The following is a 25,422-nucleotide window of genomic DNA, read 5'->3' on the forward strand; positions in this document are numbered from 1 at the left end:
AGGCCCTTAGGCTGGTGCCCGTGAGCACGCCGAACCGGGTCTACCTCGCTCGACTCGCCGGAGTCGCCGTTTTCGACCCGAACGGCGACCAGGTCGGCCGCGTCCGCGACGCGGTGGCCCGGATGCGGGCGACCCAGCGACCGCCGGAGGTGGTCGGTCTGGTCGCCGAGATGCCGATGCGGCGGCGCATCTTCCTGTCCATCAACCGGATCACCTCCATCGACACAGACGCGGTGGTGCTCGGCAGCGGCACGCTCAACCTGCGCCGGTTCGAGAAGCGCCCGAACGAACTGCTGGTGCTCCAGGAACTGCTGGACCGCCGGGTCCAGCTCGACAGCGGGCAGGCCGGCTCGGTGGTGGACGTGGCGATGGAGTCCAGCCGCGGCGGCGAGTGGGCGCTGAGCCGCGTCGCCGTGCGCGAGCACACCGGCCGGCTCACCCGCCGCGGCCACCTCCACCAGGTCGACTGGGACCGGGTCCGCGGGCTGGGCGCAGTCGGCGACAACCGGGGTACGGCGAACCTGCTCGCCGTCCTGGAGGACATGCGCCCGGCCGACCTGGCGAACGCCCTCCAGGATCTGCCCGACGCCCGGCGCAACGAGGTGGCCGCCGCGCTCGACGACGAACGCCTGGCCGACGTGCTGAGCGAGCTGCCCGAGCGCGACCAGGTGGAGATCCTGGCCGCGCTGGACCGCCAGCGCGCCGCCGACGTGCTGGAGGAGATGGAGCCGGACGACGCGGCCGACCTGCTCAACGAGCTGCCCCCGCCGGAGCAGGACGTGCTGCTGGACCTCATGGAGCCGGACGAGGCCGACCCGGTACGCCAGCTGCTGCGCTACGCCTCCGGCACTGCCGGCAGCGTGATGACCTCGGAGCCGGTGATCCTGCCGCCGGACGCCACGGTGGCCGAGGCGCTGGCCCGGATCCGGGAGGCGCAGCTGTCCCCCGCGGTGGCGGCCCAGGTCTTCGTGGCCCGTGCCCCGCTGACCACGCCGACCGGCCGCTACCTGGGTATGGTGCACTTCCAGCGGTTGCTCCGCGAACCGCCGGCCGACCTGCTCGGCGGCATCGTGGTGAACGACATCGACCCGCTGCGCACGTCGACCCCGCTGCCCGAGATCACCCGCCGGATGGCCACGTACGACATGGTCGGCATGCCGGTGGTGGACCGGAACAACCGGCTGGTCGGCGCGGTGACAGTGGACGACGTGCTGGACCACTCCCTGCCGCGGGACTGGCGGGACCGGGACGCGGCCCCCACCTCGTCCGCCACCGACGACGGCACCCTGGACGGCGACGATGAGTGACCAGCGACGCGGCGACCGGCTCGACCAGCCGCGCGCCCCGCGGAGCCTGCACCTGCCGCGGATCGACGCGGAGACGTTCGGCCGCTGGGCCGAGGGCATCGCCCGGGGCATGGGTACGGCGAACTTCCTCGTCTACATGACGCTGATCCTGGTGGCCTGGTTCCTGTGGAACACGCTGGCGCCGGCGAGTCTGCGCTTCGACCCGTACACCTTCACGTTCTTGACCTTGATCCTCTCCCTGCAGGCGTCGTACGCGGCGCCGTTGATCCTGCTCGCGCAGAACCGGCAGGCGGACCGGGACCGGATCGCGATGGACGAGGACCGGCGGCGGGCCACGCTCCAGAAGGCCGACACGGAGTACCTGGCCCGGGAGATCGCCGCGCTGCGAATCGCGATGGGTGACGTGGCGACCCGGGACTTCCTGCGCTCGGAGCTGACCCGGCTGGGTGAGGAGCTGGACGAGGCGGCCGAGCGGCGGCGCAGGCGGGAGCGGCGGCAGCAGGAGCGGGAGGGCCGGCGGACGGGCGGCGGCGAGCCGCCGGACGAGCCCCGGGACGAGCTGGACAGCGACTACGCGCGGGACGGCCGGCGCGACGGCTGAGCGGTCATCGAATCGCTCACACCGCCCCCGCCAGCGGCGGGGGCCGATGACCCGCGACGTAGCATTGCGGGCATGTCAGCACCCGTCAGCACCGTCTCCGACGCGATCCAGGCCGCCCTGGCCACCGTCAACGACCCGGAGATCCGCCGGCCGATCACCGAACTCGGCATGGTCCAGTCCGCCGAGCGTGGTGAGGACGGCGTGGTCCGGGTGGAGCTGCTGCTCACCGTGGCCGGCTGCCCGCTGAAGGACAAGCTGCGCAGTGACATCACCGCCGCCGTCGGCGCGGTACCGGGCGTGAGCGGTGTCGAGATCATCTTCGGTGTGATGAGCCCGGAGCAGCGTCAGGAGCTCCAGTCGAAGCTGCGCGGTGGCGGTGCCACCGCCGAGCCGGTGATCCCGTTCGCCCAGCCGGGCTCGCGGACCCGCGTCTACGCGGTCGCCAGCGGCAAGGGCGGTGTCGGCAAGTCCAGCGTCACAGTCAACCTGGCCGCCGCGCTGGCCTCGCGAGGCCTGTCGGTGGGCGTGGTGGACGCGGACATCTACGGCCACTCGGTGCCCCGGATGCTCGGCGCCGACGGCGCGCCGACCCGCGTCGAGGACATGATCATGCCGCCGCAGTCGCACGGCGTGAAGGTCATCTCGATCGGCATGTTCACCCCCGGCAACGCCGCTGTGGTCTGGCGCGGGCCGATGCTGCACCGGGCGCTTCAGCAGTTCCTCGCCGACGTCTACTGGGGTGACCTGGACGTCCTCCTGCTCGACCTGCCGCCGGGCACCGGCGACATCGCGATCTCGGTGGCCCAGTTGCTGCCGAACGCGGAGATCCTGGTCGTCACCACGCCGCAGGCTGCGGCCGCCGAGGTGGCCGAGCGGGCCGGTGCGATCTCGCTGCAGACCCACCAGCGGGTGGTCGGCGTGATCGAGAACATGTCCTGGCTGGAGATGCCGGACGGCTCCCGGATGGAGGTCTTCGGGGCCGGTGGCGGCGCGGCGGTGGCCGAGTCGCTGACCCGCACGATCGGCGCGCAGGTGCCGGTGCTGGGGCAGATCCCGCTGGACACCCGGGTACGTGAGGGCGGCGACGCCGGTCAGCCGATCGTGCTGGCGCAGCCGGACGCCCCTGCCGCGAAGGCGCTGTTCGAGGTCGCCGACCGCTTGGCCGTCCGCCGCGAGTCCCTGCTCGGCAAGCCCCTGGGCCTCAAGCCGGCCGGCCGCTGACCCTCACCCACCGCTCCCTTCCCACCGCCCCTTCCCGCCGCACGCGGGAGGGGGCGCGGTCAGGTGGCGTCGTCGTAGGACGGGCGGGGGGCCGGGGGCGCGGGGGTCGGGGTGCTGGTCGCGACCCTCGGGGTACGCAGGTCGGCGGCCTTTGCCACGTCCTTCAGCTCGTCGTGCACGCCTGTGACGTCCGAGCGCAGGTTGTCGTACATGCTCTGGAGCGGCTTGCGGATCGCCTGCTCGTCGTCCTCGCTGAGCAGGTGCTTGCGGATGAACGCCTTGGGGTGCAGATCCTCCAGCTGGATGTCCGTACCCAGCTCGCGGCTCAGGTCACCGGTCGCGTTGCGCGCCATGTTGCGCAGGTTGCGGACCATCCGGAGGCCGTCGTTGATCACGTTGGGCAGCCGATCGCCGAAGATCAACAGCGCCAGGAGCAGCAGGACGCCGATCTCCCACCAGTTCAGGTTCTCGAACACCGCGGCCTCCTCGTCCGTGTGAGGGCAAGACTACGCACGTCAGGTGACCATCGGGGAGGGGGTGACGGGTCCTCACTTCGCATCCGCGGCGAGCGTCACCGACGCGTTCTGCCGCGACGACCCGCGCCGGTACTCGACTGTCACCACGGAACCGGGCGCGTACTTGCGCACGAGGGCCACCAGGTCGGTCGGATCGGTCATCGGATGGCCGTCCAGCCGGAGCACCACGTCCCCGGTACGCAGTCCGGCCGCCGCCGCCGGGCCGGCCGGCTCGACCGCGTTGAGGCGTACGCCGCCGCCGGTGGCGCCGGTGCCGCCGACCTGGGCGCCGATCACCGTACGCCGGGCCTTGCCGGTGCCGATGATGTCCTCGGTGATCCGCTTCGCCTGGTTGATCGGGATGGCGAAGGCGAGGCCGATGTTGCCGGCCTCCTGCCCGTCGGCCACCAGCGACTTGATCGTCGAGTTCACGCCGACCACCCGCCCGGCGCCGTCCACCAGCGGGCCGCCGGAGTTGCCGTGGTTGACGGCGGCGTCGGTCTGGATCGCCGCGTAGTAGCGGGTCGGCCCGCCCGGCTCGCCGGCCTGCATCGTCCGGTCCAGCGCGCTCACGATGCCGGCGGTGACGGTGTTGGCGAGCGACAACGGCGACCCGATGGCGAGCACCGGGTCACCGACGGCGAGCGCGTCGGAGTCGCCGAACTGCACCGGGGTCAGCCCACTGCGCGAGACCTTGATCACGGCGAGGTCCGACTCCGGATCCTGCCCGACCACGGTGCCGGCGGCGGTGCTGCCGTCGTTGAACACGACAGTGGCCTTGCCGGGGCCGTCGGCGACCACGTGGTCGTTGGTGACGATGTGACCCTCGCTGGTCACCACGAAGCCGGAGCCCTCGCTGGTGCCGCCGAGGCTGACCACCCGGATCGTGACCACGCTGGGCAGGACCCGCTCGGCCACCCCGGCCAGCGACTCGGGCTTGCGCTGGGCCAGCGCCGGGGCCTGCCCGGTCTGCGCACCGATCGTCGGCACGTCACCGCCGCGCAGGAAGGCGTACGTGAGGGCGCTGCCGAGAGAACCGGCCAGCAGCGCCGTGACCAGGGAGATCAGCACCACCTGGCGCAGCCCCGGCCGGGTCGGCAGGTCCGGGTCGGTGACCGGCTCCGGCTCCCCCGCACCGGACGCCGGGGCCGCCGGGATCACCACGGCGGCGGGCGCGTACGGATCCCGCCACGGGTCGGCCAGCGCGTCGGACCACCACGGCGACGTCGCCTGACCCGGGGCGTCCTGCGGCGGTCGTCCGGACGCCGGCCCACCCGGTGCCGGCGATCCGCCGGGCCGCCGCCAGTCCCAGCCGTCGGTCACGTCGGTGCCTCCCACTCCGTCCCGCTGGCCCCGCGCCGACGGCCGGCGGAGCCGGACGACAGTGACGCGCGGGACGCATCCAGGATTACACGGATGACGCGAACGGAGTCAGGGGTTGCCGTCCGTGAGCACTCCGCGGCGGACTCGCGGCTGCGCCGGTACCGGCCCGCCTCTACGCTCACAGTGCATACCGCCCCTCGCACCAGTCCGCCCCTCGGAGGTGTCCCATCGCCACGGTCGCCGGTCACGGCAGTTCGACGGCCCAGGCGCTCCACTTCGCCGAGTCTTTCGTCACCGAGGATCTCGTGCTGCGCACGGCCCGCGCCCTCGCCCACGAGGTGGGGGTGGAGGCGGTCACGCCCGGGTCGGGTGCCGCCCTGCGGCTGCTCGCCGCCGCCGGCAACGCCCGGGCCGTGGTGGAGATCGGCACCGGCACCGGGGTGAGCGGCGTGTGGCTGCTGCGCGGCATGCGCCCCGACGGCGTGCTCACCACGATCGACGTCGAGGTCGAATACCAGCGCATCGCCCGGCGGCTGTTCCAGGAGGCGGGCTTCCCGTCGGGGCGTACCCGGATCATCACCGGCCGGGCGCTCGACGTGCTGCCGCGGCTCGCGGACGGTGCCTACGACCTGGTCTTCGTGGACGCGGTGGCGACCGGCTTCGCCGCGTACGTGGACGCGGCGCTGCGGCTGCTGCGCCCCGGCGGCGTGCTCGCGCTCAACGGCGCGCTGGCGGCCGGCCGGATCGGCGACCCGGCCGCGCGGGACGTCGAGACGGTCACCGTACGGGAGACGATCAAGGCGATCCGCGAGTCGGAGCACTGGGTGCCCGCGCTGCTGCCGGTCGGCCACGGTCTGCTCGCCGCCGTCAAGGCCTGACCAGGCTGATCAGGCGTGCCCTGCACGCCTGGTCAGCCCAGCGTCGCCAGCCAGCGCAGCAGCCCACGCACACCCCAGCCGGTGGCGCCCTTGACCAGTTCGCCGTGCGTGTCGTCGGACCACGACGGCGCGGACATGTCCAGGTGCGCCCACCGGTCCCGCAGGTCGCCGGTGAACTCCCGCAGGAACAGCGCGGCGACCACCGAACCGGCGCCCTGCGCCGGGGAGCTGTGCAGGTCGGCGATCTCGCTGGCCAGGTACTCCACGTAGTCGTCGGCCAGCGGCATCCGCCAGGCCCGCTCGCCGGCCGCGGTGATCGCGTCGAGCAGGCCGGCCGCGAGCGCGTCGTTCTCGCTGTAGAGCGCGGCGTGCCGCTTGCCCAGGGCGACGGCGTTCGCGCCGGTCAGCGTCGCCAGGTCGATCAGCAGGTCGGGCTTCAGCTCGCGGACCGCGTACGCCAGCGCGTCGGCGAGCACCAGCCGGCCCTCGGCGTCGGAGTTGGTGCTCTCGCTCGTCAGCCCGCCGTAGTGCCGGATCACGTCGCCGGGGCGGAACGCCGAGCCGCTGACCATGTTCTCGGCGAGCGGGGCGAGCGTGGTGACCCGGACCGGCAGGCGCAGTTCGGCGGCGCCGAGCGTCGCGGCGATCACGGCGGCGGCACCGGCCATGTCCTTGCGCATGAGCTTCATGGCTGGCACCGGCTTGATCGAGATGCCGCCGGTGTCGAACGTGATGCCCTTGCCGACGAGCACCACGTGGGTACGCGCGCCGTCGGGCCGCCAGTCCAGCTCCACCAGGCGCGGGCCGCTCGCTGAGCCGCCGCCGACGGCGAGGAGACCGCCGAAGCCCTCGGCCGCCAGCTCCTCCGGGCCGCGTACCCGCAGGTGCAGGCCGGGGCGCCCGGACGCGGCCTCGGCCACCTGCGCGGCGAACCACTCCGGGTTCTTGGTGGACGAGGGCATGTTGGTCAGGTCCCGGGCGAGCCGGGTCGTCTCGGCGGTGGCCCGGGCGGCGTCGAGCGTGCCGGCAAGAGCGTCCGGGTCGTCGACGAGCACCGACACCTCGGCCAGGGCGGGACGCTTGCCGGCCTGGGTGAGACGGAATCGGTACGAGCCGAGCAGCAGCCCTTCGGCGAGGCCACGCAGCGCCGCCGTCGCCTCGCCGGGAAGCGCGATGGTGATCTGCGTCTCATCCTTCGCCGCGCGGGCCAGCGCCGCTCCGGCGGTGCGCCAGTCGCGCTCGGCGCCCTCGCCGACGCCCAGAAGCCACAGCCGCGCCGGTGAGCCACCGGGACGCAGGTGCTCGCGTACCTCGCCGGCCGCGCCGGTGAGCCGGGTGGCGGGCAGGACGGCTGCGGCCTCGGCAGGGACGTCGTCGCCGAGCGGCACGGCGGTCGGGACCAGGCGGGCCGTGGAGGCCGGCGAGACCGTGGGGTCCGGCGAGGCCAGGGAGTCCGGGGAGTCCGGCCCTCCGGGACGGACGGGCAGGACGAGAGCGTCGGGCCCTGCGGGCCCACTCACCAGACGAATGACCAGCACGCTGGACCGTACCTCCGAAATGGGTTGAACGGGCACATTCCCCCACGCAGCCGTCGAGGAAAGACCCTGAGCCACCGGGCATGCCGGTGGCTCAGGGTAGGACGAACCGCCCGCACGGCGGACGCCGTGCGGGACACTCCTCGAATCAGCCCGCGGCCGCCTTCAGCGCGTCACCGAGCGCGGTGGCCTCGTCGGGAGTCATCTCGACGACGAGCCGGCCACCACCCTCCAGCGGGACTCGCATGACGATGCCCCGGCCCTCCTTGGTGACTTCCAGCGGACCGTCGCCCGTCCGCGGCTTCATCGCCGCCATGTTGTCTCCCCTCAGACCTACACCAGGGTCGGTGAGTTGCCCCACAGCCACTTCGCCATCGCCATCCGCAACCATCGCGGAAGGCTCGACCAACGATTTTCCCTGATGAACACCGCCGGACCCAAACCGAAGCAGCATTGATGTAACAGCATCTAGCTTATCTTGGATAGGCCTGTCACAATGTGCGGTCATGCAGGCACGGTCGGCACTCTTCGACCTGTACGGCGACCACCTCCGGGCCCGGGGTGGCCGCGCACCGGTTGCCGCCCTGGTCAAGCTGCTCGCCCCGCTCGGGATCGCCCCGCCGGCGGTACGCACCGCGGTCTCCCGGATGGTCCGTCAGGGCTGGCTGGAACCGCTCCGTCTGGCGTCCGGACCGGGATATTCGATCACCCCGAAGGCGGCACGTCGACTCGACGAGGCGGCGTCCCGGATCTACCGGACCGGACGGCACAGCTGGGACGGACGGTTCGATCTCCTGGTGCTCACCGCGCCCTCGTCCCGCCGGGACCGGCAGCGGCTCGCCGCGAACCTCGCCTTCCTCGGCTACGGCACGCTCGACGACTGCACCTGGGTGGCCACCCGCCCGGGTGAGGACGTCGACCTGCTGCTCGACGAGGCGGGCGTGCGCTACGAGCGGTTCACCGCAGCGCACGCGGCCGGCACCCCCGGCGCGATGGGCGTGGTCCGCCGCGCCTGGGACCTGGCCGAGATCGGGCGGGCGTACGAGCGGTTCGTCGCCGAGCAGAAGCCGCTGCTCTCCGGCGTCACCGTGCGCAGCAGCGACGAGGACGCGTACGCGGCCCGATTCCGGCTCGTGCACGCATGGCGTACGTTCCTGTTCCGGGATCCGCAACTGCCCCCGGCACTGCTGCCCGAGCGCTGGCCGGGCACCAGCGCGGCCAGCTTCTTCGACCGGCACGCGGCCCGGCTCCGGCCGGCCGCCGACCGGTACGTCGAGCAGTGCCTCGACACCGGCAACCGCCTCGCCCGACAGAAGGGTCGTTAGAACGTGACCGAGCCGCTGCTCGTCGACCGCACCGACGCCGTCGTCACCCTGACGCTGAACCGCCCGACGGCGATGAACTCGCTCGACGTGGCGCTCAAGGAGGCGCTCCGGGACACGCTGGCCGAGCTGGAGACCGACCGGTCCTGCCGGGCGGTCGTGCTCGCCGGCGCGGGCGGCTCGTTCAGCGCCGGGCAGGACCTGCGCGAGCACGTACGGACGCTGGAGACCTCGGACGCCGACCCGCTGGCCACGGTCCGGGCGCACTACAACCCGATCGCCGCCCGGCTGGCCAACCTGCCCAAGCCGGTGGTCGCCGCGGTGCGCGGGATGGCCGCCGGGGCCGGCGCCTCGCTGGCGTTCCTGGCCGACTTCCGCATCGGCGGCCCGAAGACCCGGTTCCTGATGGCGTTCGCCGGGGTGGGCCTCGCCGCCGACACCGGCGCCTCCTGGACGCTGCCCCGCCTGGTCGGTCACGCCAAGGCCGTCGAGCTGCTGATGCTCGCCGAGCCGGTCGGCGCCGAGGACGCCTGCCGGCTGGGCCTGCTGACCAAGCTGGTGGACGACGACGAGCAGGTGCTCCCGACCGCGCAGGAACTGGCCGCCCGGCTCGCCGCCGGCCCGACCGTCGCGTACGGGGCGATCAAGCGTCAGCTCTCCATCGCCGACGCGGGCACGCTCGCCGACGCGCTGGCCGCCGAGGCGCAGGCCCAGGCGATCTGCGGCGCCACCGCCGACCACCGGGCCGCCACGACGGCGTTCGTCGCCAAGCAGAAGCCGGTCTTCGAGGGACGCTGACCGCCCCGGTCGGCCCCGGAGGTCAGTCGTCCTCTTCCGGATCCTGGTTGGCCTCGACGCCGAGCACGAATGCCTGCATGGCCAGCTCGTCGCCGTACGGCGAGACGAACGCCGGCAGTTCCCGCGGGCCCAGCTCCTGCACGTAGGACCAGAAGATCCGCACCGCCTCGGCGCGCGACGCGGCCTCGATCGGCAGGTCCAGGCTGACCAGCCAGGTGCTGCGGGCGGGCGGCGGGCCGAGCCGGTCGGCCAACGACCGCCAGCGGGCCGGGTCGAGCGCCACGACCGGTCCGTCCGGCGCCGGGCCGTCGACCGGCACCGGCTCGTCGAGCACCCGCCGGGTGTACGTGACCACGAGCGACCCGGCCACCGCGTCGGACTGCGGATCGTCCGGGTCCTCCCGGGTCTCGGACGATGCGAGCGCGACCCGGCCGAGCGCGACCAGGCGCAGCGGCTCGTCGACGAGCACTGCCACCCGGTCACCGGGCCGGGGGCGGGCCGCCTCGGACAGCCCGGTCAGCTCCAGCGCGTCGTGGTGCACGAGCCGCTCGGCCTCGAAGCGCTCGGCGGGCAGCAGCACCGCCCAGGCTCCGGTCGTGGTCGCACCGTCTGTCGTCCCGCTCGTACGCGGCTCGGTGTCGGTCATGCCCCAATCCCATCACGCCGGAGGTGGCGCGCTCCGTCACACCCCGGCCCGGTCACCGCTCACGTGGCAGTCGGCCAGGTGGTCGTCGACCATGCCGGTGGCCTGCATCAGCGCGTAGGCGGTCGTGGGGCCGACGAACCGGAAGCCCCGCTTCTTGAGCGCCTTGGCCATCGCGACGGACTGCGGGCTGGTGGCCGGCACCTCGGCGAAGGACCGGGGACGCGCGGCCCGGGGCGGGGGCGCGAAGGACCAGAGCAGCGCGGAGAGGCCCTCGGGCAGCTCCGACGCGGCCCGGGCGTTCGCGATCGCCGCCTCGATCTTGGCCCGGTTGCGGACGATCCCCGCGTCGGCCATCAGCCGGGTCACGTCGGCCTCGCCGTAGCGGGCCACCGACTCGATCCGGAAGCCGGCGAAGGCGTCCCGGAACGCCTGCCGCTTGCGCAGGATGGTCAGCCAGGACAGGCCGGACTGGAACGCCTCCAGCGTCAGCCGCTCGTAGAGCGCGTCGTCGCCGCGCAGCGGCCGGCCCCACTCGTCGTCGTGGTAGACGGCGTAGTCGGGGGTGCTCGCCCCCCACGCGCAGCGCGGCAGCCCGTCGGCGCCGGTCACCAGGTCAGTCACGGCGTCCACGATAGGCCGGGCCACCGACAGCCCCGCCGCGCCAACGACCGCCCGTCAGGGCAGGCGGCCCTGCTCGACCAGCCGGGCGAACTTCTTCAGCGCCTGGGTGAGGCTGAACTTCGAGCCGGGCCAGAGCACCGGCCACGCCACCCGGCCGGCCGCCCCGCCCGGCAGGTGGAACCACTCGTGCCAGACCACCTGCGTGCGGTCGCGGTCCATCGGGGTGCAGCGCAGCACGCCGGGGCCGCGCAGCAGTTTGCCGCAGTGCACCACGCCGACCTCGTACGGCGCGTCGACCCGGACCACACGCATCTTGTCGCGGAGCACGGCCGGACCGAGCGCGGTGACCGCCTCGACCAGGCTCCCCTCGCCGCCGTCGCCCTCGACCACCCGGACCCGGGTCAGCGGGATCCAGTCCGACTGCCGCTCCCACGCGGTGAGCGCGGCGAACACCCGGTCGGCCGGGGCCTCGACGATCACCGTGGCGGTGACCTCGGCGGCGCCCCGGCGGGACGCCTCGGTGAAGTCGTCGGCCGGCCGGCCGGCGCCGGTCACGCCGACTCCGAGCGGACGACCGAACCGCGCTCCCGGTCGTCGTCGGCCGGGCCGGCCGCGATCCCGTTCGCCGGGGAGACGGTGTCCTCGGTCGCCGCGGCGGCGGGGGCCTCCGCCACGCCCGCCTCGGCCGGGGCGCGTCCGGCCCGGCCGTCGGCGTCGGTGCGGCCCGGCTGCCCGTCGGTGTCGGTCCGGGCCGGCGGCTCGGGCGCGGACAGGTCGATCACCACCGGCTCGGGGGTGGACGGGTCGGGTGCCTGCTCGGTCTCGGGACGGGTCGCGGCGGCCTCCTCGCGCGCCCGGCGCAGCGCGTCGGCGTCCTCGGTACGCCCGTCCCGCAGGGCCGCGTTCTCCGCCTCCAGGACGCCGATCAGCTCGGTCTTGTAGCCGATGTCGTACGCCGCCCGGCGCAGCGCCGCGTCGACCTGGCTCATCCGGTAGCCGCGCAGCGCCGTGTCGAAGCGGACGTCGGACACGTCCGACTCGTCGAGCGGACGGCTGCCAGGCAGGGGCACGGCCCGCCCGTCCGGCTCGGCCGGCGTGAGGCCCGGATCCTTGCCGGAGACGAGCACCGTCACCCCGAACACCACAGCCGCGACGGTCAGCGCGACGACCAAGAGGAGCAGAACCTCACCCATGCACAGATCGTGGCATGCGGGCCGGGATCGGGCGAGCCCTCCGGGACGTCCGGTCGGTAAATGCGTCCGGCGCACGGGACCGGCACGGGCGGCGCGGGCGGGACCGGATAGCGTCGGACCGGCCGGTGCGGTCCGGCGGCGAGGAGGCGGGCATGACCGGGGCGTTGCGGCTGGGCGGACGGGCGTTCGGCCCCGGTGAGCTGGTGGTGATGGCGATCGTCAACCGCACCCCGGACTCGTTCTTCGACCGCGGCGCCACCTTCGCCCAGGACAGCGCGCTGCGCGCGGTGGAACGCGCGGTGGACGAGGGCGCCGAGATCATCGACATCGGCGGGGTGAAGGCCGGGCCGGGCGACGAGGTGGACGTGGCCGAGGAGATCCGCCGGACGGTGGACACCATCGCGGCGGTCCGGTCCGCCTTCCCCGACGTGGTCGTCTCCATCGACACCTGGCGTGCCGAGGTGGCCGTGGAGGCGGTGGCGGCCGGCGCGGACCTGCTCAACGACACCTGGTCGGGGGCGGACCCGGCGCTGGCCCGGGTCGCCGCGGCGACCGGCGCCGGGCTGGTCTGCTCGCACGCGGGAGGGCTCGCCCCGCGTACCCGGCCGCACCGGGCCGCCTTCGACGACGTGGTGGCCGACGTGGTCGGCACAGTGACCGGGCTGGCCGAGCGCGCGGTCGGGCTGGGTGTGCGCCGGGACGGCATCCTGATCGACCCGGCGCACGACTTCGGCAAGAACACCCGGCACTCGCTGGAGATCACCAGGCGGCTGGCAGAGCTGACCGACACCGGCTGGCCGCTGCTGGTGGCCCTGTCGAACAAGGACTTCATCGGCGAGACGCTCGACCTGCCGGTGCCCGAGCGGCTGGAGGGGACGCTCGCCGCCACGGCGGTCTCGGCCTGGCTCGGCGCCCGGGTGTTCCGCGCCCACCAGGTCCGCGAGACCCGCCGGGTGCTGGACATGGTGGCGTCGATCCGGGGCGACCGGCCGCCGGCGGTGACCCGCCGCGGGCTGGCCTGACGGGCCGGTCCGGGCGCGTCAGGTCCAGCGCAGGACGCCGCGCCGCCACGCGTAGAGGATGCCGAGCGCGACGATCGCCACGAAGACGCCCATCTCCACGACTGTGGTGGCGCCGAAGCCGGGCCGGTCGAAGACCAGGGCCCACGGGAACAGGAACACCGCCTCGACCGCGAAGAGCACGTAGAGATACGCGTAGACGTAGTACCGGATCTGCATCTGGGCCCAGTCGCCGCCGACCGGGTCGAGACCGCACTCGTACGTGGCCCGCTTGCCCCACGGCTCGGCCGGTCGGCTCGGACGTAACACCCGGTTCGCCGAGAACGCCGTCACGAAGAAGAGCACGGCGGCGAGCAGCAGCAGACCGAGCGTGGCGTACGAGCCGAGATATCCGGTCACGACCGGAGCGTACCGGTCCCGTCCAGATGTCCCGGACACGTTACGAATTCGTTTCCTCGCAGGACTAGTGCTTGATGGCAAGTATCACCGAATAATGGGATCTCATTGATCGTCCCGGAGGACAGATGGCCCGCCCCCGCGTTGCGCCCGTTCGGCGGGTCGCGCTCCGCCGTACCCTCGCGCTCCTGGTGCCCGCGCTCGTCGCGGCGCTGGTGGCGGTGGCGCCGGCCGGGGCCGACGCCCACCCGGGGCCGGCCGCCGCGCTCCGGCTGATCGAGCCGGTGGAGCCGGGCGGCGAGCCCGGCGGTGAGCCCGGCGGCGAGCCGACCGAGCCCGCGCCCACCGGCGAGCCGACGGCCACGGCGACGGCCCCGCCGCCCACCGAGCCGCCGCCGCCGGCCACCACGCCCCCGGCGCCGGTCACCACCTCGCCGGCCCCGCCGACGAGCGCGCCCGCCGAGCCGGCGCCGACCACCGCCGCGCCGGCCACCACGGCACCGGCACCTCCGCCGGTCGTGCCGCCGGTCAAGACCCCGCCGCCACCGCCGGCGCAGCCGGCCGGCGGGCCCCTGGGGGTACGCGTGAACACCGACGACGTGGTCCTCCCGCCGGCCTACTGGAACGCCGACGCCACGGTGGCCACGCTGCGGGTGACGGTGACCAACACCGGCGGGCGAGCGGAGCGGATCAGCCTGGGCTACACGCTGCCGCCCGGCCTGACCGACGCGGGCACCCCGGGCTGCGAGCCCTCCGGCGGCGGCAACCACCGCTGCGTCGGGTGGGACGCGGAGCCGGGCGCCCGGTTCAGCGCGACCATCCGGGTCCGGGTCGACGGCGACGCCTGGCGGACCATGCCGCTGGCCGGGTCGGTCCAGGTCACCGCCGTCGCGCCCGGTGTGACCGGCGCGGCGTACGACGACGAGGGCTTCGCGGTGCTGTTCCCGCCCGGGCCGCCGGTGCCCGGCATCTCGCTGCGCGCCGACGAGGTGCTGTTCGACATCAGCGGCGCGCCCAGCACGCTCACCGTCCGGCTGGGCAACACCGGCAAGGTCGACGCGGCGGGCCGGATCGAGGTGCTCCTGCCCGAAGGGGTGACAGTGGCCGGCACCGAGAGCGGCTGCGCCCCGGTGTCGGCCGACCGGACCCGCTGCGAACTGGGCACGCTGGCGGCCGGGCGGACCACGACTGTACGGCTGACGCTGGCGGCCTCGGCGGAGGCGCAGCGACGGGCGCCCCTGTCCGGCGCGGTGATCGGCCGGCTCGACCCGCGTAGCGGGCGCGACCGGCAGGTGCAGATGAGCTTCCGGATCAGCGCGGCGGCGGCGGACGCCGTCCCGCCCGGCGGGGCGCCGGCCCCGACCGGCTCGCAGGGCGTGCTCGTCGCCGCCGGCGAACGGGACGGCGACGACACCTCGGTCCGGGGGACCGTCGTCGCGTTGATCGCCGTGTCCGGTCTCCTGGTCGTGCTCGCACTGACTCTGGCGACCCGTTCGCTGCGCCGCCGCAGTGACATCACCGTGCCGGAGCGTCCGATCACCGACCGGTGATCATGGATATGTGGTGATCTGGGTTACGGGCCCAGGTACTAAACGCTGCAAAGCAGGGCATACAGCGGCCCGATCCAGTCCCATACGTCGGACCTCGACCAAGGTGGCCCTAACGTGGCGACGTAGGCTCTGACGTGAGAATCGGAGCGGGCCGGGCCGGCGAGGGCGACGGCGCTCAGTTAAGCGAGGTGCGGGTGTGACCAAGCAGATCCGTCAGCTGGACCGGGTGGTCATCCGGTTCGCCGGTGACTCCGGCGACGGCATGCAGCTCACCGGCGACCGGTTCACCTCGGAGACGGCGCAACTGGGCAACGACATCTCCACGTTGCCCAACTTCCCCGCCGAGATCCGCGCTCCCGCCGGGACTCTGCCCGGCGTGTCGAGCTTCCAGGTGCACTTCGCCGACTACGACATCCTGACCCCGGGTGACGCGCCGAACGTGCTGGTGGCGATGAACCCGGCCGCGCTGAAGGCCAACCTGGCCGACCTGCCGCGCGGGGCCGACATCATCGTCAACACCGACGAGTTCACCCGGCGCAACCTGGCGAAGGTCGGCTACGCGGCCAGCCCGCTCGACGACGACTCGCTCGCCGGGTACGCGGTGCACCCGGTGGCGCTCACCTCGATGACGATCGGCGCGCTGGCCGAGCACGACGTGTCCAAGAAGGACGCCGAGCGGGCCAAGAACATGTTCGCGCTCGGGCTGCTGAGCTGGATGTACTCCCGCCCGTACGAGTCCACGCTGCGCTTCCTGGAGCGCAAGTTCGCGGCCCGCCCCGAGCTGGTGGCGGCGAACGTGGCCGCGTTCCGGGCCGGCTGGAACTTCGGCGAGACCACCGAGGACTTCTCCGTCCGGTACGAGGTCAAGCCGGCCAAGATGCTGCCGGGCACGTACCGGAACATCACCGGCAACGCGGCGCTGTCGCTGGGCCTGGTGGCCGCCGGGGTGCGCTCCGGGCTGCCGGTGTTCCTCGGCGCGTACCCGATCACGCCGGCCTCGGACATCCTGCACGAGCTGAGCAAGCACAAGAAGTTCGGCGTGGTCACCATGCAGGCCGAGGACGAGATCGCCGCGGTCGGTGCGGCGCTCGGCGCGTCGTACGGCGGCTCACTCGGCGTGACCACCACGAGCGGTCCGGGTGTGGCGCTCAAGAGCGAGACGATCTCCCTGGCGGTGGCGCTGGAACTGCCGCTGGTCATCGTCGACGTGCAGCGGGCCGGGCCGTCCACCGGCATGCCCACCAAGACCGAGCAGGCCGACCTGAACATGGCCCTGTACGGCCGGCACGGCGAGGCGCCGGTCGCGGTGATCGCGCCGAAGTCGCCGTCGGACTGCTTCCACGCGGCGCTGGAGGCGGCCCGGATCGCGCTGACCTACCGCACCCCGGTGATCCTGCTGTCGGACAACTACGTCGCCAACGGCTCCGAGCCGTGGCTGCTGCCCGACGTGGAGTCGCTGCCCGACCTGCGGGTCGAGTTCGCCACCGAGCCCAACGGCGAGGACGGCACCACGTTCCTGCCGTACCTGCGGGATCCGCAGACGCTGGCCCGCCCGTGGGCGGTACCCGGCACGGCCGGTCTGGAGCACCGGATCGGCGGCCTGGAGAAGGCCGACAAGACCGGCGACATCTCGTACGACCCGGCGAACCACGACTTCATGGTGCGGACCCGGGCGGCCCGCATCGAGACCATCCCGGTGCCGGACGTCGAGGTGGAGGACCCGGACGGCGACGCCCGGGTGCTGGTGCTGGGCTGGGGCTCGACGTACGGGCCGATCGGCGCCGCCTGCCGTGGCCTGCGCCAGCGCGGGCTCTCGGTGGCCCAGGCCCACCTGCGGCACCTGGCCCCGATGCCGGCGAACCTCGGCGAGGTGCTGGGCCGCTACGACAAGGTGGTCGTACCGGAGATGAACCTCGGCCAGCTCGCCCACGTGATCCGGGCGAAGTACCTGGTCGACGCGATCGGCTACAACCAGGTCCGCGGCCTGCCGTTCACGGCCGCCGAGCTGGAGACGATGCTGGAAGAGGTCCTGAAGAATGCCTGAGCCCGTCGCCCTCAAGCTCACCGCCAAGGACTTCAAGTCCGACCAGGAGGTGCGCTGGTGCCCCGGTTGCGGTGACTACGCCATCCTGGCGGCCGTACAGGGCTTCATGCCGGAGCTGAACATCCCCCGGGAGAACATCGTCTTCGTCTCGGGCATCGGCTGCTCGTCGCGCTTCCCGTACTACATGAACACGTACGGGATGCACTCGATCCACGGCCGCGCCCCGGCGATCGCCACCGGCCTGTCGGTGTCCCGGCCGGACCTGTCGGTCTGGGTGGTCACCGGTGACGGCGACGCGCTCTCCATCGGCGGCAACCACCTGATCCACGCGCTGCGCCGCAACGTGAACCTCAAGATCCTGCTGTTCAACAACCGGATCTACGGGCTGACCAAGGGCCAGTACTCGCCCACCTCCGAGGTCGGCAAGATCACCAAGTCGACGCCGGTCGGCTCGGCGGACGCCCCGTTCAACCCGCTGTCCCTGGCGCTCGGCGCCGAGGCGACGTTCGTGGCCCGGACGATCGACTCGGACCGCAAGCACCTCCAGTCGGTGCTGCGGGCCGCCGCCCAGCACGAGGGTTCGGCGTTCGTGGAGATCTACCAGAACTGCAACATCTTCAACGACGGCGCGTTCGACCCGCTGAAGGAGCCGGCCACCCGGGACGACTTCCTGATCCGGCTGGAGCACGGGCAGCCGATCACGTTCGGCAAGGACGGGCAGTTCTGCGTCGTCCACCCGCCCGGTGGCTTCGGGCTGGAGGTCCGGGAGACCGCGAACACCCCGGCCGAGGAGATCGTCGTGCACGACGCGGGCGTGGCCGACCCCGCGTACGCGTTCGCGCTGTCCCGCCTGCCCGGCCTGGACCTGAGCAACACCCCGATCGGGGTGTTCCGGTCGGTGGACCGTCCCTCCTACGACAGCGTGGTGCAGGAGCAGGTCGCGGCCGCCAAGGCCACCGTCGACCAGACTCCGGAGCAGCAGCTCTCCGCGCTGCTCGGCAGCGGCGACACCTGGACGATCCTCTGATCCGCCGCTGACCCGTCACGCCGAAGGGCGGGCCGTTCCCCCGCGGAACGGCCCGCCCTTCACGTGTGACGCGGCCCGGTCAGGCGGCCGCCGAGGCGGGCACCCACAGCTCGTCGACGGCCCGCTCGGCCGCGGCGAGGCTCTGCTCGAACAGCGGGATCAGCTCGGCCATCGCCGGGTTGACCGGGGCCAGGGTCAGCTCGGCGCAGATGAACCGCGGCTCCAGGCCGGTCAGGGACAGGCCGTGCGGCAGCCACGGCTCGGCGTGGTCCCAGCCCTCCCGCGGGGTGCCCGCGCCGTACCCGCCGCCGCGGCTGACCAGGACGACGAACTGGCGGTCGCCGAGCAGCCCGGCGTTCGTGACCGGGTCGTACGCGATGCCGGGGGCGATCAGGTGGTCGACCCAGGACTTCACGCTGCTGGGCGGGCCGTAGTTGTAGAGCGGGAGCCCGAGCAGGACCGTGTCGGCCCGCTTCACCTCGGCCACGACCTCCTCGGTCAGCCGCCAGGACGCCTGCTGCTCGGGCGTGTGCTGATCCGGCGGCACCATGCGCGCGAGGCCGCTCGCCGTGTCGAGGTGCGGAAGCGGGTTCTGACCCAGGTCGCGGTAGGTGACGGTGCCGTCCGGATGGGCGGCGCGCCACGCGGCGGCGGCGCGGGCGGTGAGCCGCCGGCTGACCGAACGCTCCCCGGTGATGCTCGAGTCGATGTGCAACAGGTGAGCCATTTCTTCCTCCTCCATCGATCGTTCGTGTAGGACCAACTATTTATAGCAGGTCGATGTTCCCCGGGCCGCGTAAACTGGGTCACATGTCCGCCGCACCGGTCGAGGAGTCCGAGCGCCGCTCCGGGCCTTTGCTCGACCACCTGGCCCGGCGGATGCGGCTGCGCTCGGAGTCGGTGCTCGCCCCGCTGGGCCTGCGCCCCCGCCACCTGGTGGCGCTCACCGTGCTGCGCGACGCCGGCGGAATCAGCCAGCAGGCGCTCGCCGGCACGCTCCAGATCGACAGCACGAACGTGGTCGGCCTGCTCAACGACCTGGAGGCGGACGGCCTGGCCGAGCGCCGCCGCTCCCCGGAGGACCGCCGCCGGCACGAGGTACGCCTCACCGAGGCGGGCACGAAGCGACTGCGCGAGGCGGAGTGCGCGCTCGCCGGGGCGGAGGAGGAGGTCCTCGGCGCGCTGGCTCCGGGCGAGCGGGACCTGCTCTACGACCTGCTGCGACGGGCCACCCAGGGCCGGTCGTCGACCTGCGGCGAAGTGATCGCGGAGGGCGGCCCGGGCGCCTGCTGACCGCTGGCGCTCCAGCGGGGCGAGGGTCAGATCGCGGTGGTGGCCTGCGGCCGGTCGTCCCGGACGTGGACGAGCATGTCACCGGTCTCGATCACCGCGCCGGCGCGGTCGTTGAGCGTGACCACCTTGCCCCGGCGGACCAGCGCGATGACCAGCGACTCCAGCTCACGCGGGGAGCGCCCCACCTCGTCGCGCTCGGCCGACCGCATCGCCAGCGCCATGCCCTGACCCGGGGTGAGCAGGTCCTCCACGACGTCGATCAGGGGCGGGGCCGAGGTGGACAGGCCGAGCAGCCGCCCGGCCGTGGCCGACGAGACGATCACGTGGTGCGCGCCGCTCTGCTTGAGCAGCGGCGCGTTCTCCGCCTCCCGGACCGCCGCGATGATGCGTACCTGACCGGCGGTGAGCTGCCGGACCGTGAGCGCCACCAGCACCGACGCGTCGTCGCTGTCCGTCGCGATGATGACCGACTTCGCGGTACGCACGTGCGCCTGCTCCAGCACCGACGAGCGGGTCGCCGAACCCTCGATCGTCACCAGCCCGTTGGAGGTGGCCTGCCGCAGCGCCGGCCCGCTCCGCTCGACCACCACGATCTTGGACTTGTCCGTGCCGTTCTCCAGCAGGGCGGAGACCGCGCTGCGGCCCTTGGTGCCGTAGCCGCAGATGATGACGTGGTCCTTCACGGTTCTCCTCCACCGCGACAGGCGACGGCCGGTGCGGTACTGCTCGGTCAGGACTTCCAGGGTGGTGCCGACCAGGATGATCAGGAACAGCACCCGGGCGGGGGTGATGAACAGGACGTTCGCCAGCCGCGCCGACGAACTGACCGGGGTGATGTCGCCGTACCCGGTGGTGGAGAGCGAGACCACCACGTAGTAGAAGCAGTCGAGCAGGCTCAGGCCGCTCTCGTCCACGTCGCGGTAGCCGTCGCGGTCGAGCCAGACCACCGCCACCGTGGCGAAGACCAGGCCGAGGGCGGCGAGCAGGCGCAGACTCAGCGCGCTCAGCGGCCCCCGCCGTTGCGCGGGAAAATGGATCACCGTCGGCCCTGCTCCGCCACCGTCGCCTGCACGCCCACAAGATAACGGGTACGTGGGGATTCGGCCCGCCGGGTGCCGAACGGAACGGCCGGGGCGCTTCCGGGGGCGTGGACGGGGCATGATGGGGACGTCCGGGACGGCGACCGCGAGGAGGCCGGCATGTCGTTGCTGCGACGCGTGATCGGCGGGGTGCTCCGGCGCATCCGCCTGCGCCAGGGCCGCACGCTGCGCGAGGTGGCCCTGGCCGCCGGCGTCTCCCTGCCCTACCTCTCCGAGGTCGAACGCGGCCGCAAGGAGGCCTCCTCCGAGGTGCTGGCCGCGATCTGCCGCGCGCTCGGCATCCACCTCGCCGACCTGCTCGAAGAGGCCCGCGACGAGCTGCGCCGGGAGCGTCCGGCCCCGGTCGGCCCCGGGGTCACGGCGGCCCGCTTCGACCGGGTGCCGACCGCCCGCACCGGGCCGCAGCTGCGGGTCGGCCCGCCGCGGCTGTCCGTCACGCGCCGCCCGGCCGTGTCGCCCCGCCCACCAGTGACCCGCCGGCCCGCCGTCTCGCTCCGGCCGCACGTCGGCCGCCGCCCGGTCACCGCCACGCCGCTGCTGGGCGGCGCGCTGCGGCCCTTCGGCCTGGTGCCGGCGCCGCTCGGTGCGCCCCTCGACGCCGCCACGCCGATCGGGTTCGCCGGCGGCATCCGGATCTGGCCGGCTCCCTCCGCCCCGGCCGTCCGCCCCCGTCCGCGTACCTCCGTCACTGTCGCCCGGCGGCGAGCCCGCGCGGGCCGGCGGCGGCCGGTCGCCGCGTAGCTTCTGCCCAGGGCGAATCTGCCGCCGGCAGAAAGCCTGGGCCGCACGGGTGCGCCCGGCGGACGCTGGAGACCGCCGGGTTCCCGGGCGGTCCCCCGCCCACCGGCGTACGGAGGTGGGCGGCGATGGGTGGCATCTGGATGCTCGACGAGGGGCAGCCGGCGTTCGGCGACCGGGTCTTCGAGCGGCTGCTGAAGGAGCGGATCATCTTCCTCGGCACCGAGGTCACCGACGCGTCGGCCAACCAGATCTGCGCGCAGATCCTGCTCCTCGCGGCCGAGGACGCGGAGCGCGACATCTTCCTCTACATCAACTCGCCGGGTGGTTCGGTCAGCGCCGGCATGGCCGTCTACGACACCATGCGGTACGTCAAGAACGACGTGGCGACGCTGGCGCTCGGGATGGCCGGCTCGATGGGCCAGTTCCTGCTCTGCGCCGGGGCGCCGGGCAAGCGGTTCGCGCTGCCGCACTCGCGGATCATGATGCACCAGCCGTCCGGCGGGATGGGCGGCACCGCCGCGGACATCACCATCCAGGCCGAGAACATGCTGCACGTGAAGCGCACCATGCAGGAGCTGATCGCCCAGCACAGCGGGCGGACGCTGGAGGAGATCCAGCGCGACTGGGACCGCGACCGCTGGTTCACCGCCGAGCAGGCCCGCGAGTACGGCCTCGTCGACCAGGTGCTCACCCGCGTCGACCAGCTCGCGGCGTGAGCGGGCGCGGCCCGGCCGGTCCCGCACCGGCCGGGCCGCCCTCGCGGTCAGGGGTAGGTGACCACCGTGCTGGTGCCGTACGACCCGACGACCGGCGTGCCGATCTCGTTGATCGTGCGCTCGATGCCGCCGCTGCCGTCCAGGAACACGGTGATCGCGTCGTGGAACCGCACCCCGGCCCGGCGCGGCGCCTCGATCCCCCGGTCGCAGCGGATGTCCACGCCCTGGTTGAAGTACGAGTACACGCCCAGTCCCCACGCCTCGTGCGTGCGGACGTGGTCGGCCACCTTGTACGACGCCCAGCCGTTGCCGGTCGGGCTGCGCCAGGCCGCCTGGCTCGGCGGGTCGTAGGGCAGTTCGCTCTGGTAGAACACGGTCCGGCCGCGCTCGCCGTTCCAGATCGTCTGCCAGCGCTGGTAGTGCTCGACGAACAGCCCGTACGCGGTCACGTCGTCGCCGTTGACGATCACGCCGGTGGCAGCGGTGTTCACGGTCCAGCCGATCGTGCCGGCCCGGCCGTGGTCGCCGCGCCAGGCCCAGATGTTGTCGATGAGCGTGTGCCGGCTGTGCACCACCAGACTCGTCACCGCCCGCCCGGCGTACGGGCCGCCGATGCGGAAGAAGACGTCCTGCAGCGAGATCGGGTTCGTGGCGTGCGACCGGTGGCAGTGCCGCGTGCCGACCTCGACCAGCACCGGCGACTCGACCGGCCCGGCGTCCACGAGCACCCCGGCGATGCGGACCCCGTCCACGTCCTCGATCCGCAGCGCCGCGTCCCCGCGGTCCGGCACCAGGCTCGGCATGCCGAGGCCGAGCACGACGGTGTCCGGGCGGCGTACCCGCAGGGCCCGGTCCAGGTGGTAGATGCCGGGGGTGAGCAGCAGGTGCCGGCCCCGGGCCAGTTCGGCGTTGATGCGCTTGGCCGAGTCGGTGGGCCGGGCCAGGAAGAACGCGGACAGCGGCAGCGACGGCACGGGCGCGCCGCCGGTGGCCCAGGTGGTGCCGGCGGTGTCGCGGCGCAGGCGCGGTACGGCGACCCGCCAGGCCCCGCGGGCGTCGACGAACAGGTACGGCTTCTCCCGGGTGACCGGGCTGGTCGGCAGCGTGGTGTACGGCGGGTCGGGGAAGCCCTGCGCGGGCGCGCCGATGACGCCGGAGAAGACCTGGTTCCACACGCCGTTGGTCCACTCGCCGCCGAGTTCGCTGTCCCGGGTGAGCCACTGCTGCTGGGAACCGTTGATGGTGATGCCGTCCACCTTGGAGTCGGCGATGTAGCCGCCGCTGGAGTAACCGCCGTTGCCGGGTTCCAGCCACAGCACGCCCTTGACGTGCACCCGGCGCATCGGTGACGCCTGCGAGACGGCCCATTGGTTCGACCAGTCGGTCGGGGTGACAGCGAGGTTCTCCGCCGAGCGCCAGAAGTTGGTGAGCGCGGAGATGCCGGCGGGCGAGTTCGGGTCCGGCTGCCCGACCACCCGGACCGCGCCGTGGATCTCCACGTCGTCCGGATGGGCGCCGAGACCGGCCACAGTCGTGTAGTAGCCGAGCCGGGCGTCCACCTCGTAGCGGCCGGGCTTGAACAGCACGGCGTACCTGTCGAAGCCCATCTCGTTGCGTTCCTGGGCGGTGAACAGCCGGTCCAGCGTGGACTGGATCTCCTCGACCGGCGTGCTGGGGTCGTACACGAAGACGTTCGGGCCGAAGTCGGGCTCGCGACCGGGGCGCGCGGCCGGCGATGCGGCCGGGGACGCAGCCGCGGCGCCGGCCGGGAGGCCGAGAGCGGTGAGCGAGGCCGCGGAGGCGGTGAGCGTGAGGAAACGGCGGCGGGAGGGGTCGGGTGATCGCATCTGCCTGCCTGTTCGGTGATGGGACGGGAGAGCGCTCTCTCGGCTGTTCCTACCTCATCACCGTCGATACCGCCAGAGCCCGCCGGTTCCGGAACCGGCGGGCTCTGCTGCGGGCTGCGCTCAGGCGCGCTCGGCGCGCTGCTGCACCAGGTCGTCGACGAGCTTCTCGACGTAGTCGGCGGTCTCCTCCCAGCGGGTGACCGCGACGCAGCGGATGCCCATCGCCTTGACCGGGTAGTCGTTGCCACCCACGTCCAGGCGGTCACCCACGAAGAGCACGTTGTCGATCTTCAGGTCCAGGTGTTCCAGCAGCTTCCGCATGCCGTACGCCTTGTCCACGCCCTTGCGGGTGACGTCGATCGAGGTCGAGCCGCCGCCACGCACCTCCAGGTCGGGCAGCTTCGCCGCGACCGCGTCCCGCAGCCGCCGCTTCTTGTCGCCGTCCGGATCCCAGCCGTACTTCTCGGCCGGCGGGGCGGACTGCCCCAGCGCGGAGAACGTGATCTGGCTGCCCCGGTCCTCGATGATGTCGCCCCAGGTCTTCGCCTCCCACAAGCCCAGCGCCTGCGCCGACTCGGTCAGCGCGGCGACGACACGGGCCTTGTCGGCCTCGGTCAGATCCTCCGCGTAGACCTGCCGCCAGTCCCCGTCGGACCAGCGGTAGTAGCGGGTGCCGCAGGTCGGCATCAGGTGCAGCCGGTCGCGCTGCTCCTCGGTGAGGTCGAGGTGGGCGAGCACCTGCGACTGGAACTGCTCGAACCGGCCACCGGAGATGACCAGCACGTCCACCTCGGTGAGCAGGTGGCCGAGCAACTCCGCCATCCGACGATCGATCTGGGACTTGGAAATCGCCAGGGTGTCGTCGAGATCGAACGCCACCACTCGAAGATCGTTCACGAATACCTCATGTCGTCGCGGACAGGCCAGGACCTGCCAGGGTACCGACGGGTCCTGGCACCGGCCTGAGGGCCCGGCGGGTGACACGTCCCCTCGACGGAGCGTAACCCGGCAGGTCTCCGGGCAGCCCCGCTTCCCGCTCCCGGCGTCAGCGCTCCCCCGTTGACGGGATCGTCGGCCGTCGACAGCGTTCGGCTGATACTTACCTTCATCGACGGAGGGGTGCCGGCCGCCGCCGCGCCCGCCGACGACATGTCCACGCCGGCGGGTTCGTCCACCTTTCCGCTGGCCGACCCGGACACCCTGCCGGCGAAGGACGGCTCCTACGTCACGTACGGCACCACAGTCGGCGCCGGGACCGGCGCGCGCTGCGGCGCGACCGGCAGGCTGTACGTACTGGTCCTCACCCAGGGCTCCGGCAACAGCGTCGGCATGGTCGACTGTGCCTCGCACGACGCCCTGCCGTCCGGCCCGGGCGCCTGGGCCGTGGCGTGGCACTGGTGGAACGGCTCCACCCGCTTCTCGATGACCGGCGTCCTGACCCGCCCCTCCACCAGCTTCCTCGTCTCGTAGCCGGCGCGCCGCGGGTCGGGCCCGCGGCCCGGCGCGCCTGACGACACCGCTGCTCACCATGCGCTTTTGCGTGGTCACGCTGGGTTGAACTGCTTCACGGAAAATTGCATTTGGCAAGAGATGGCACCGAAATTTTCTCGATGCGATGCATCTGCTTGTCAGGTACCCGACAGTGAATTGCCCACTCTTGTGCTAGCTGTCGGCCGGGAGGATGCTCGAACGGTCGAACGGCACTGCGTCGCCTCACACAGAGGGCGGC

Annotated in this window: 27 protein-coding genes; 14 read left to right on the top strand and 13 right to left on the bottom strand. The window is 73.1% G+C overall.

Annotation, left to right across the window (positions count from 1 at the left end; all coding sequences use genetic code 11):
- The first annotated feature begins 20 nt into the window (after nucleotides 1-20).
- The 3 genes from FHX31_RS26815 to FHX31_RS26825 all read left to right on the top strand — a co-directional run bounded on the left by FHX31_RS26815 (nucleotide 21) and on the right by FHX31_RS26825 (nucleotide 3,129).
- Nucleotides 21-1,307: a magnesium transporter MgtE N-terminal domain-containing protein gene (locus tag FHX31_RS26815; RefSeq protein ID WP_013283873.1), complete on the top strand. Its 1,287-nt coding sequence runs from the start codon at nucleotides 21-23 to the stop codon at nucleotides 1,305-1,307.
- Nucleotides 1,300-1,908: a DUF1003 domain-containing protein gene (locus FHX31_RS26820; RefSeq protein WP_184977400.1), complete on the top strand. Its 609-nt coding sequence runs from the start codon at nucleotides 1,300-1,302 to the stop codon at nucleotides 1,906-1,908. Before FHX31_RS26815 ends, FHX31_RS26820 begins: the two co-directional genes overlap by 8 nt.
- Nucleotides 1,909-1,980: 72 nt before the next feature.
- On the top strand, nucleotides 1,981-3,129 hold the full coding sequence (locus FHX31_RS26825; RefSeq protein ID WP_013473894.1) for an Mrp/NBP35 family ATP-binding protein: 1,149 nt from the start codon (nucleotides 1,981-1,983) through the stop codon (nucleotides 3,127-3,129).
- 59 nt (nucleotides 3,130-3,188) lie between these two features.
- Here FHX31_RS26825 and FHX31_RS26830 read toward each other — a convergent pair whose 3' ends face one another.
- Nucleotides 3,189-3,605: a twin-arginine translocase TatA/TatE family subunit gene (locus tag FHX31_RS26830; RefSeq protein WP_013283870.1), complete on the bottom strand. Its 417-nt coding sequence runs from the start codon at nucleotides 3,603-3,605 to the stop codon at nucleotides 3,189-3,191.
- A 72-nt stretch (nucleotides 3,606-3,677) separates the two neighbouring features.
- Nucleotides 3,678-4,982 carry a S1C family serine protease gene (locus FHX31_RS26835; protein ID WP_176739741.1) on the bottom strand — a complete coding sequence of 435 codons (1,305 nt, stop codon included), beginning with the start codon at nucleotides 4,980-4,982 and terminating at the stop codon, nucleotides 3,678-3,680.
- Nucleotides 4,983-5,194: 212 nt separating this feature from the next.
- Here FHX31_RS26835 and FHX31_RS26840 point away from each other — a divergent pair, with 212 nt between their 5' ends.
- Entirely contained in the window at nucleotides 5,195-5,845 is a 651-nt protein-coding gene (locus FHX31_RS26840; protein ID WP_151015856.1) for an O-methyltransferase, read from the top strand.
- 32 nt (nucleotides 5,846-5,877) lie between these two features.
- Here FHX31_RS26840 and FHX31_RS26845 read toward each other — a convergent pair whose 3' ends face one another.
- Nucleotides 5,878-7,383 (bottom strand): leucyl aminopeptidase family protein, encoded by a 1,506-nt coding sequence (locus FHX31_RS26845; protein ID WP_184977401.1) that lies wholly within the window; start codon nucleotides 7,381-7,383, stop codon nucleotides 5,878-5,880.
- A 145-nt stretch (nucleotides 7,384-7,528) separates the two neighbouring features.
- Nucleotides 7,529-7,696: a DUF3117 domain-containing protein gene (locus FHX31_RS26850; RefSeq protein WP_013283866.1), complete on the bottom strand. Its 168-nt coding sequence runs from the start codon at nucleotides 7,694-7,696 to the stop codon at nucleotides 7,529-7,531.
- 190 nt (nucleotides 7,697-7,886) lie between these two features.
- On the opposite strand from FHX31_RS26850, the gene FHX31_RS26855 reads away from it, so the two are divergent.
- Both FHX31_RS26855 and FHX31_RS26860 read left to right on the top strand, forming a co-directional pair.
- Nucleotides 7,887-8,705: a PaaX family transcriptional regulator gene (locus FHX31_RS26855; RefSeq protein ID WP_013283865.1), complete on the top strand. Its 819-nt coding sequence runs from the start codon at nucleotides 7,887-7,889 to the stop codon at nucleotides 8,703-8,705.
- Nucleotides 8,706-8,708: 3 nt separating this feature from the next.
- Nucleotides 8,709-9,500: an enoyl-CoA hydratase/isomerase family protein gene (locus tag FHX31_RS26860; protein ID WP_114919398.1), complete on the top strand. Its 792-nt coding sequence runs from the start codon at nucleotides 8,709-8,711 to the stop codon at nucleotides 9,498-9,500.
- A gap of 22 nt (nucleotides 9,501-9,522) precedes the next feature.
- Here the strand turns inward: FHX31_RS26860 and FHX31_RS26865 are convergent, their stop codons facing one another.
- The 4 genes from FHX31_RS26865 to FHX31_RS26880 are packed head-to-tail and all read right to left on the bottom strand — an operon-like array spanning nucleotide 9,523 to nucleotide 11,960.
- The gene (locus FHX31_RS26865) at nucleotides 9,523-10,146 is read right to left on the bottom strand and encodes a hypothetical protein (protein WP_013283863.1); all 624 of its coding nucleotides are present in this window, start codon (nucleotides 10,144-10,146) and stop codon (nucleotides 9,523-9,525) included.
- A 36-nt stretch (nucleotides 10,147-10,182) separates the two neighbouring features.
- Nucleotides 10,183-10,767, bottom strand: a complete 585-nt coding sequence (locus FHX31_RS26870; RefSeq protein WP_162881501.1) for a DNA-3-methyladenine glycosylase I — start codon at nucleotides 10,765-10,767, stop codon at nucleotides 10,183-10,185.
- A gap of 54 nt (nucleotides 10,768-10,821) precedes the next feature.
- Nucleotides 10,822-11,322 carry an SRPBCC family protein gene (locus FHX31_RS26875; RefSeq protein ID WP_184977402.1) on the bottom strand — a complete coding sequence of 167 codons (501 nt, stop codon included), beginning with the start codon at nucleotides 11,320-11,322 and terminating at the stop codon, nucleotides 10,822-10,824.
- Nucleotides 11,319-11,960: a DivIVA domain-containing protein gene (locus tag FHX31_RS26880; protein ID WP_013283860.1), complete on the bottom strand. Its 642-nt coding sequence runs from the start codon at nucleotides 11,958-11,960 to the stop codon at nucleotides 11,319-11,321. Before FHX31_RS26880 ends, FHX31_RS26875 begins: the two co-directional genes overlap by 4 nt.
- A 152-nt stretch (nucleotides 11,961-12,112) precedes the next feature.
- Here FHX31_RS26880 and folP point away from each other — a divergent pair, with 152 nt between their 5' ends.
- Complete coding sequence (gene folP, locus FHX31_RS26885) at nucleotides 12,113-12,982, top strand: dihydropteroate synthase (RefSeq protein WP_013283859.1); 870 nt, start codon at nucleotides 12,113-12,115, stop codon at nucleotides 12,980-12,982.
- Nucleotides 12,983-13,000: 18 nt separating this feature from the next.
- On the opposite strand, the gene FHX31_RS26890 is transcribed toward folP, so the two are convergent.
- On the bottom strand, nucleotides 13,001-13,378 hold the full coding sequence (locus FHX31_RS26890) for an NADH-quinone oxidoreductase subunit A (protein ID WP_013473888.1): 378 nt from the start codon (nucleotides 13,376-13,378) through the stop codon (nucleotides 13,001-13,003).
- 125 nt (nucleotides 13,379-13,503) lie between these two features.
- Here FHX31_RS26890 and FHX31_RS26895 point away from each other — a divergent pair, with 125 nt between their 5' ends.
- From FHX31_RS26895 to FHX31_RS26905, 3 genes are all read left to right on the top strand, one after another.
- On the top strand, nucleotides 13,504-14,925 hold the full coding sequence (locus FHX31_RS26895; RefSeq protein ID WP_184977403.1) for a hypothetical protein: 1,422 nt from the start codon (nucleotides 13,504-13,506) through the stop codon (nucleotides 14,923-14,925).
- Nucleotides 14,926-15,121: 196 nt separating this feature from the next.
- Nucleotides 15,122-16,969 carry a 2-oxoacid:acceptor oxidoreductase subunit alpha gene (locus tag FHX31_RS26900; RefSeq protein ID WP_013283856.1) on the top strand — a complete coding sequence of 616 codons (1,848 nt, stop codon included), beginning with the start codon at nucleotides 15,122-15,124 and terminating at the stop codon, nucleotides 16,967-16,969.
- A complete protein-coding gene (locus tag FHX31_RS26905) occupies nucleotides 16,962-17,996 on the top strand; it encodes a 2-oxoacid:ferredoxin oxidoreductase subunit beta (protein ID WP_013473885.1) in 1,035 nt (344 codons plus the stop codon). Before FHX31_RS26900 ends, FHX31_RS26905 begins: the two co-directional genes overlap by 8 nt.
- A 79-nt stretch (nucleotides 17,997-18,075) precedes the next feature.
- On the opposite strand, the gene FHX31_RS26910 is transcribed toward FHX31_RS26905, so the two are convergent.
- Nucleotides 18,076-18,723: an FMN-dependent NADH-azoreductase gene (locus tag FHX31_RS26910; protein WP_047891366.1), complete on the bottom strand. Its 648-nt coding sequence runs from the start codon at nucleotides 18,721-18,723 to the stop codon at nucleotides 18,076-18,078.
- Nucleotides 18,724-18,806: 83 nt separating this feature from the next.
- On the opposite strand from FHX31_RS26910, the gene FHX31_RS26915 reads away from it, so the two are divergent.
- Nucleotides 18,807-19,289, top strand: a complete 483-nt coding sequence (locus FHX31_RS26915) for a MarR family winged helix-turn-helix transcriptional regulator (protein ID WP_174361689.1) — start codon at nucleotides 18,807-18,809, stop codon at nucleotides 19,287-19,289.
- Nucleotides 19,290-19,315: 26 nt separating this feature from the next.
- Here the strand turns inward: FHX31_RS26915 and FHX31_RS26920 are convergent, their stop codons facing one another.
- Nucleotides 19,316-20,329, bottom strand: coding sequence for a potassium channel family protein (locus tag FHX31_RS26920; protein ID WP_013473883.1), 1,014 nt, complete (start codon nucleotides 20,327-20,329; stop codon nucleotides 19,316-19,318).
- Between the two features lie 159 nt (nucleotides 20,330-20,488).
- On the opposite strand from FHX31_RS26920, the gene FHX31_RS26925 reads away from it, so the two are divergent.
- Nucleotides 20,489-21,130, top strand: coding sequence for a helix-turn-helix domain-containing protein (locus FHX31_RS26925; protein ID WP_184977404.1), 642 nt, complete (start codon nucleotides 20,489-20,491; stop codon nucleotides 21,128-21,130).
- Nucleotides 21,131-21,255: 125 nt separating this feature from the next.
- Nucleotides 21,256-21,846, top strand: a complete 591-nt coding sequence (locus FHX31_RS26930) for an ATP-dependent Clp protease proteolytic subunit (RefSeq protein ID WP_184977405.1) — start codon at nucleotides 21,256-21,258, stop codon at nucleotides 21,844-21,846.
- Between the two features lie 47 nt (nucleotides 21,847-21,893).
- Here FHX31_RS26930 and FHX31_RS26935 read toward each other — a convergent pair whose 3' ends face one another.
- Together FHX31_RS26935 and FHX31_RS26940 are read right to left on the bottom strand one after the other, a co-directional pair.
- Nucleotides 21,894-23,693, bottom strand: a complete 1,800-nt coding sequence (locus tag FHX31_RS26935) for an adenylyl cyclase (RefSeq protein WP_184977406.1) — start codon at nucleotides 23,691-23,693, stop codon at nucleotides 21,894-21,896.
- A 120-nt stretch (nucleotides 23,694-23,813) separates the two neighbouring features.
- Nucleotides 23,814-24,590, bottom strand: a complete 777-nt coding sequence (locus FHX31_RS26940; protein WP_030273674.1) for an HAD-IIB family hydrolase — start codon at nucleotides 24,588-24,590, stop codon at nucleotides 23,814-23,816.
- Nucleotides 24,591-24,752: 162 nt separating this feature from the next.
- Here FHX31_RS26940 and FHX31_RS26945 point away from each other — a divergent pair, with 162 nt between their 5' ends.
- Nucleotides 24,753-25,163 carry a hypothetical protein gene (locus FHX31_RS26945; protein WP_221488158.1) on the top strand — a complete coding sequence of 137 codons (411 nt, stop codon included), beginning with the start codon at nucleotides 24,753-24,755 and terminating at the stop codon, nucleotides 25,161-25,163.
- Nucleotides 25,164-25,422: the final 259 nt, after the last annotated feature.

This window comes from Micromonospora sp. CNZ286 (genome assembly GCF_014207755.1).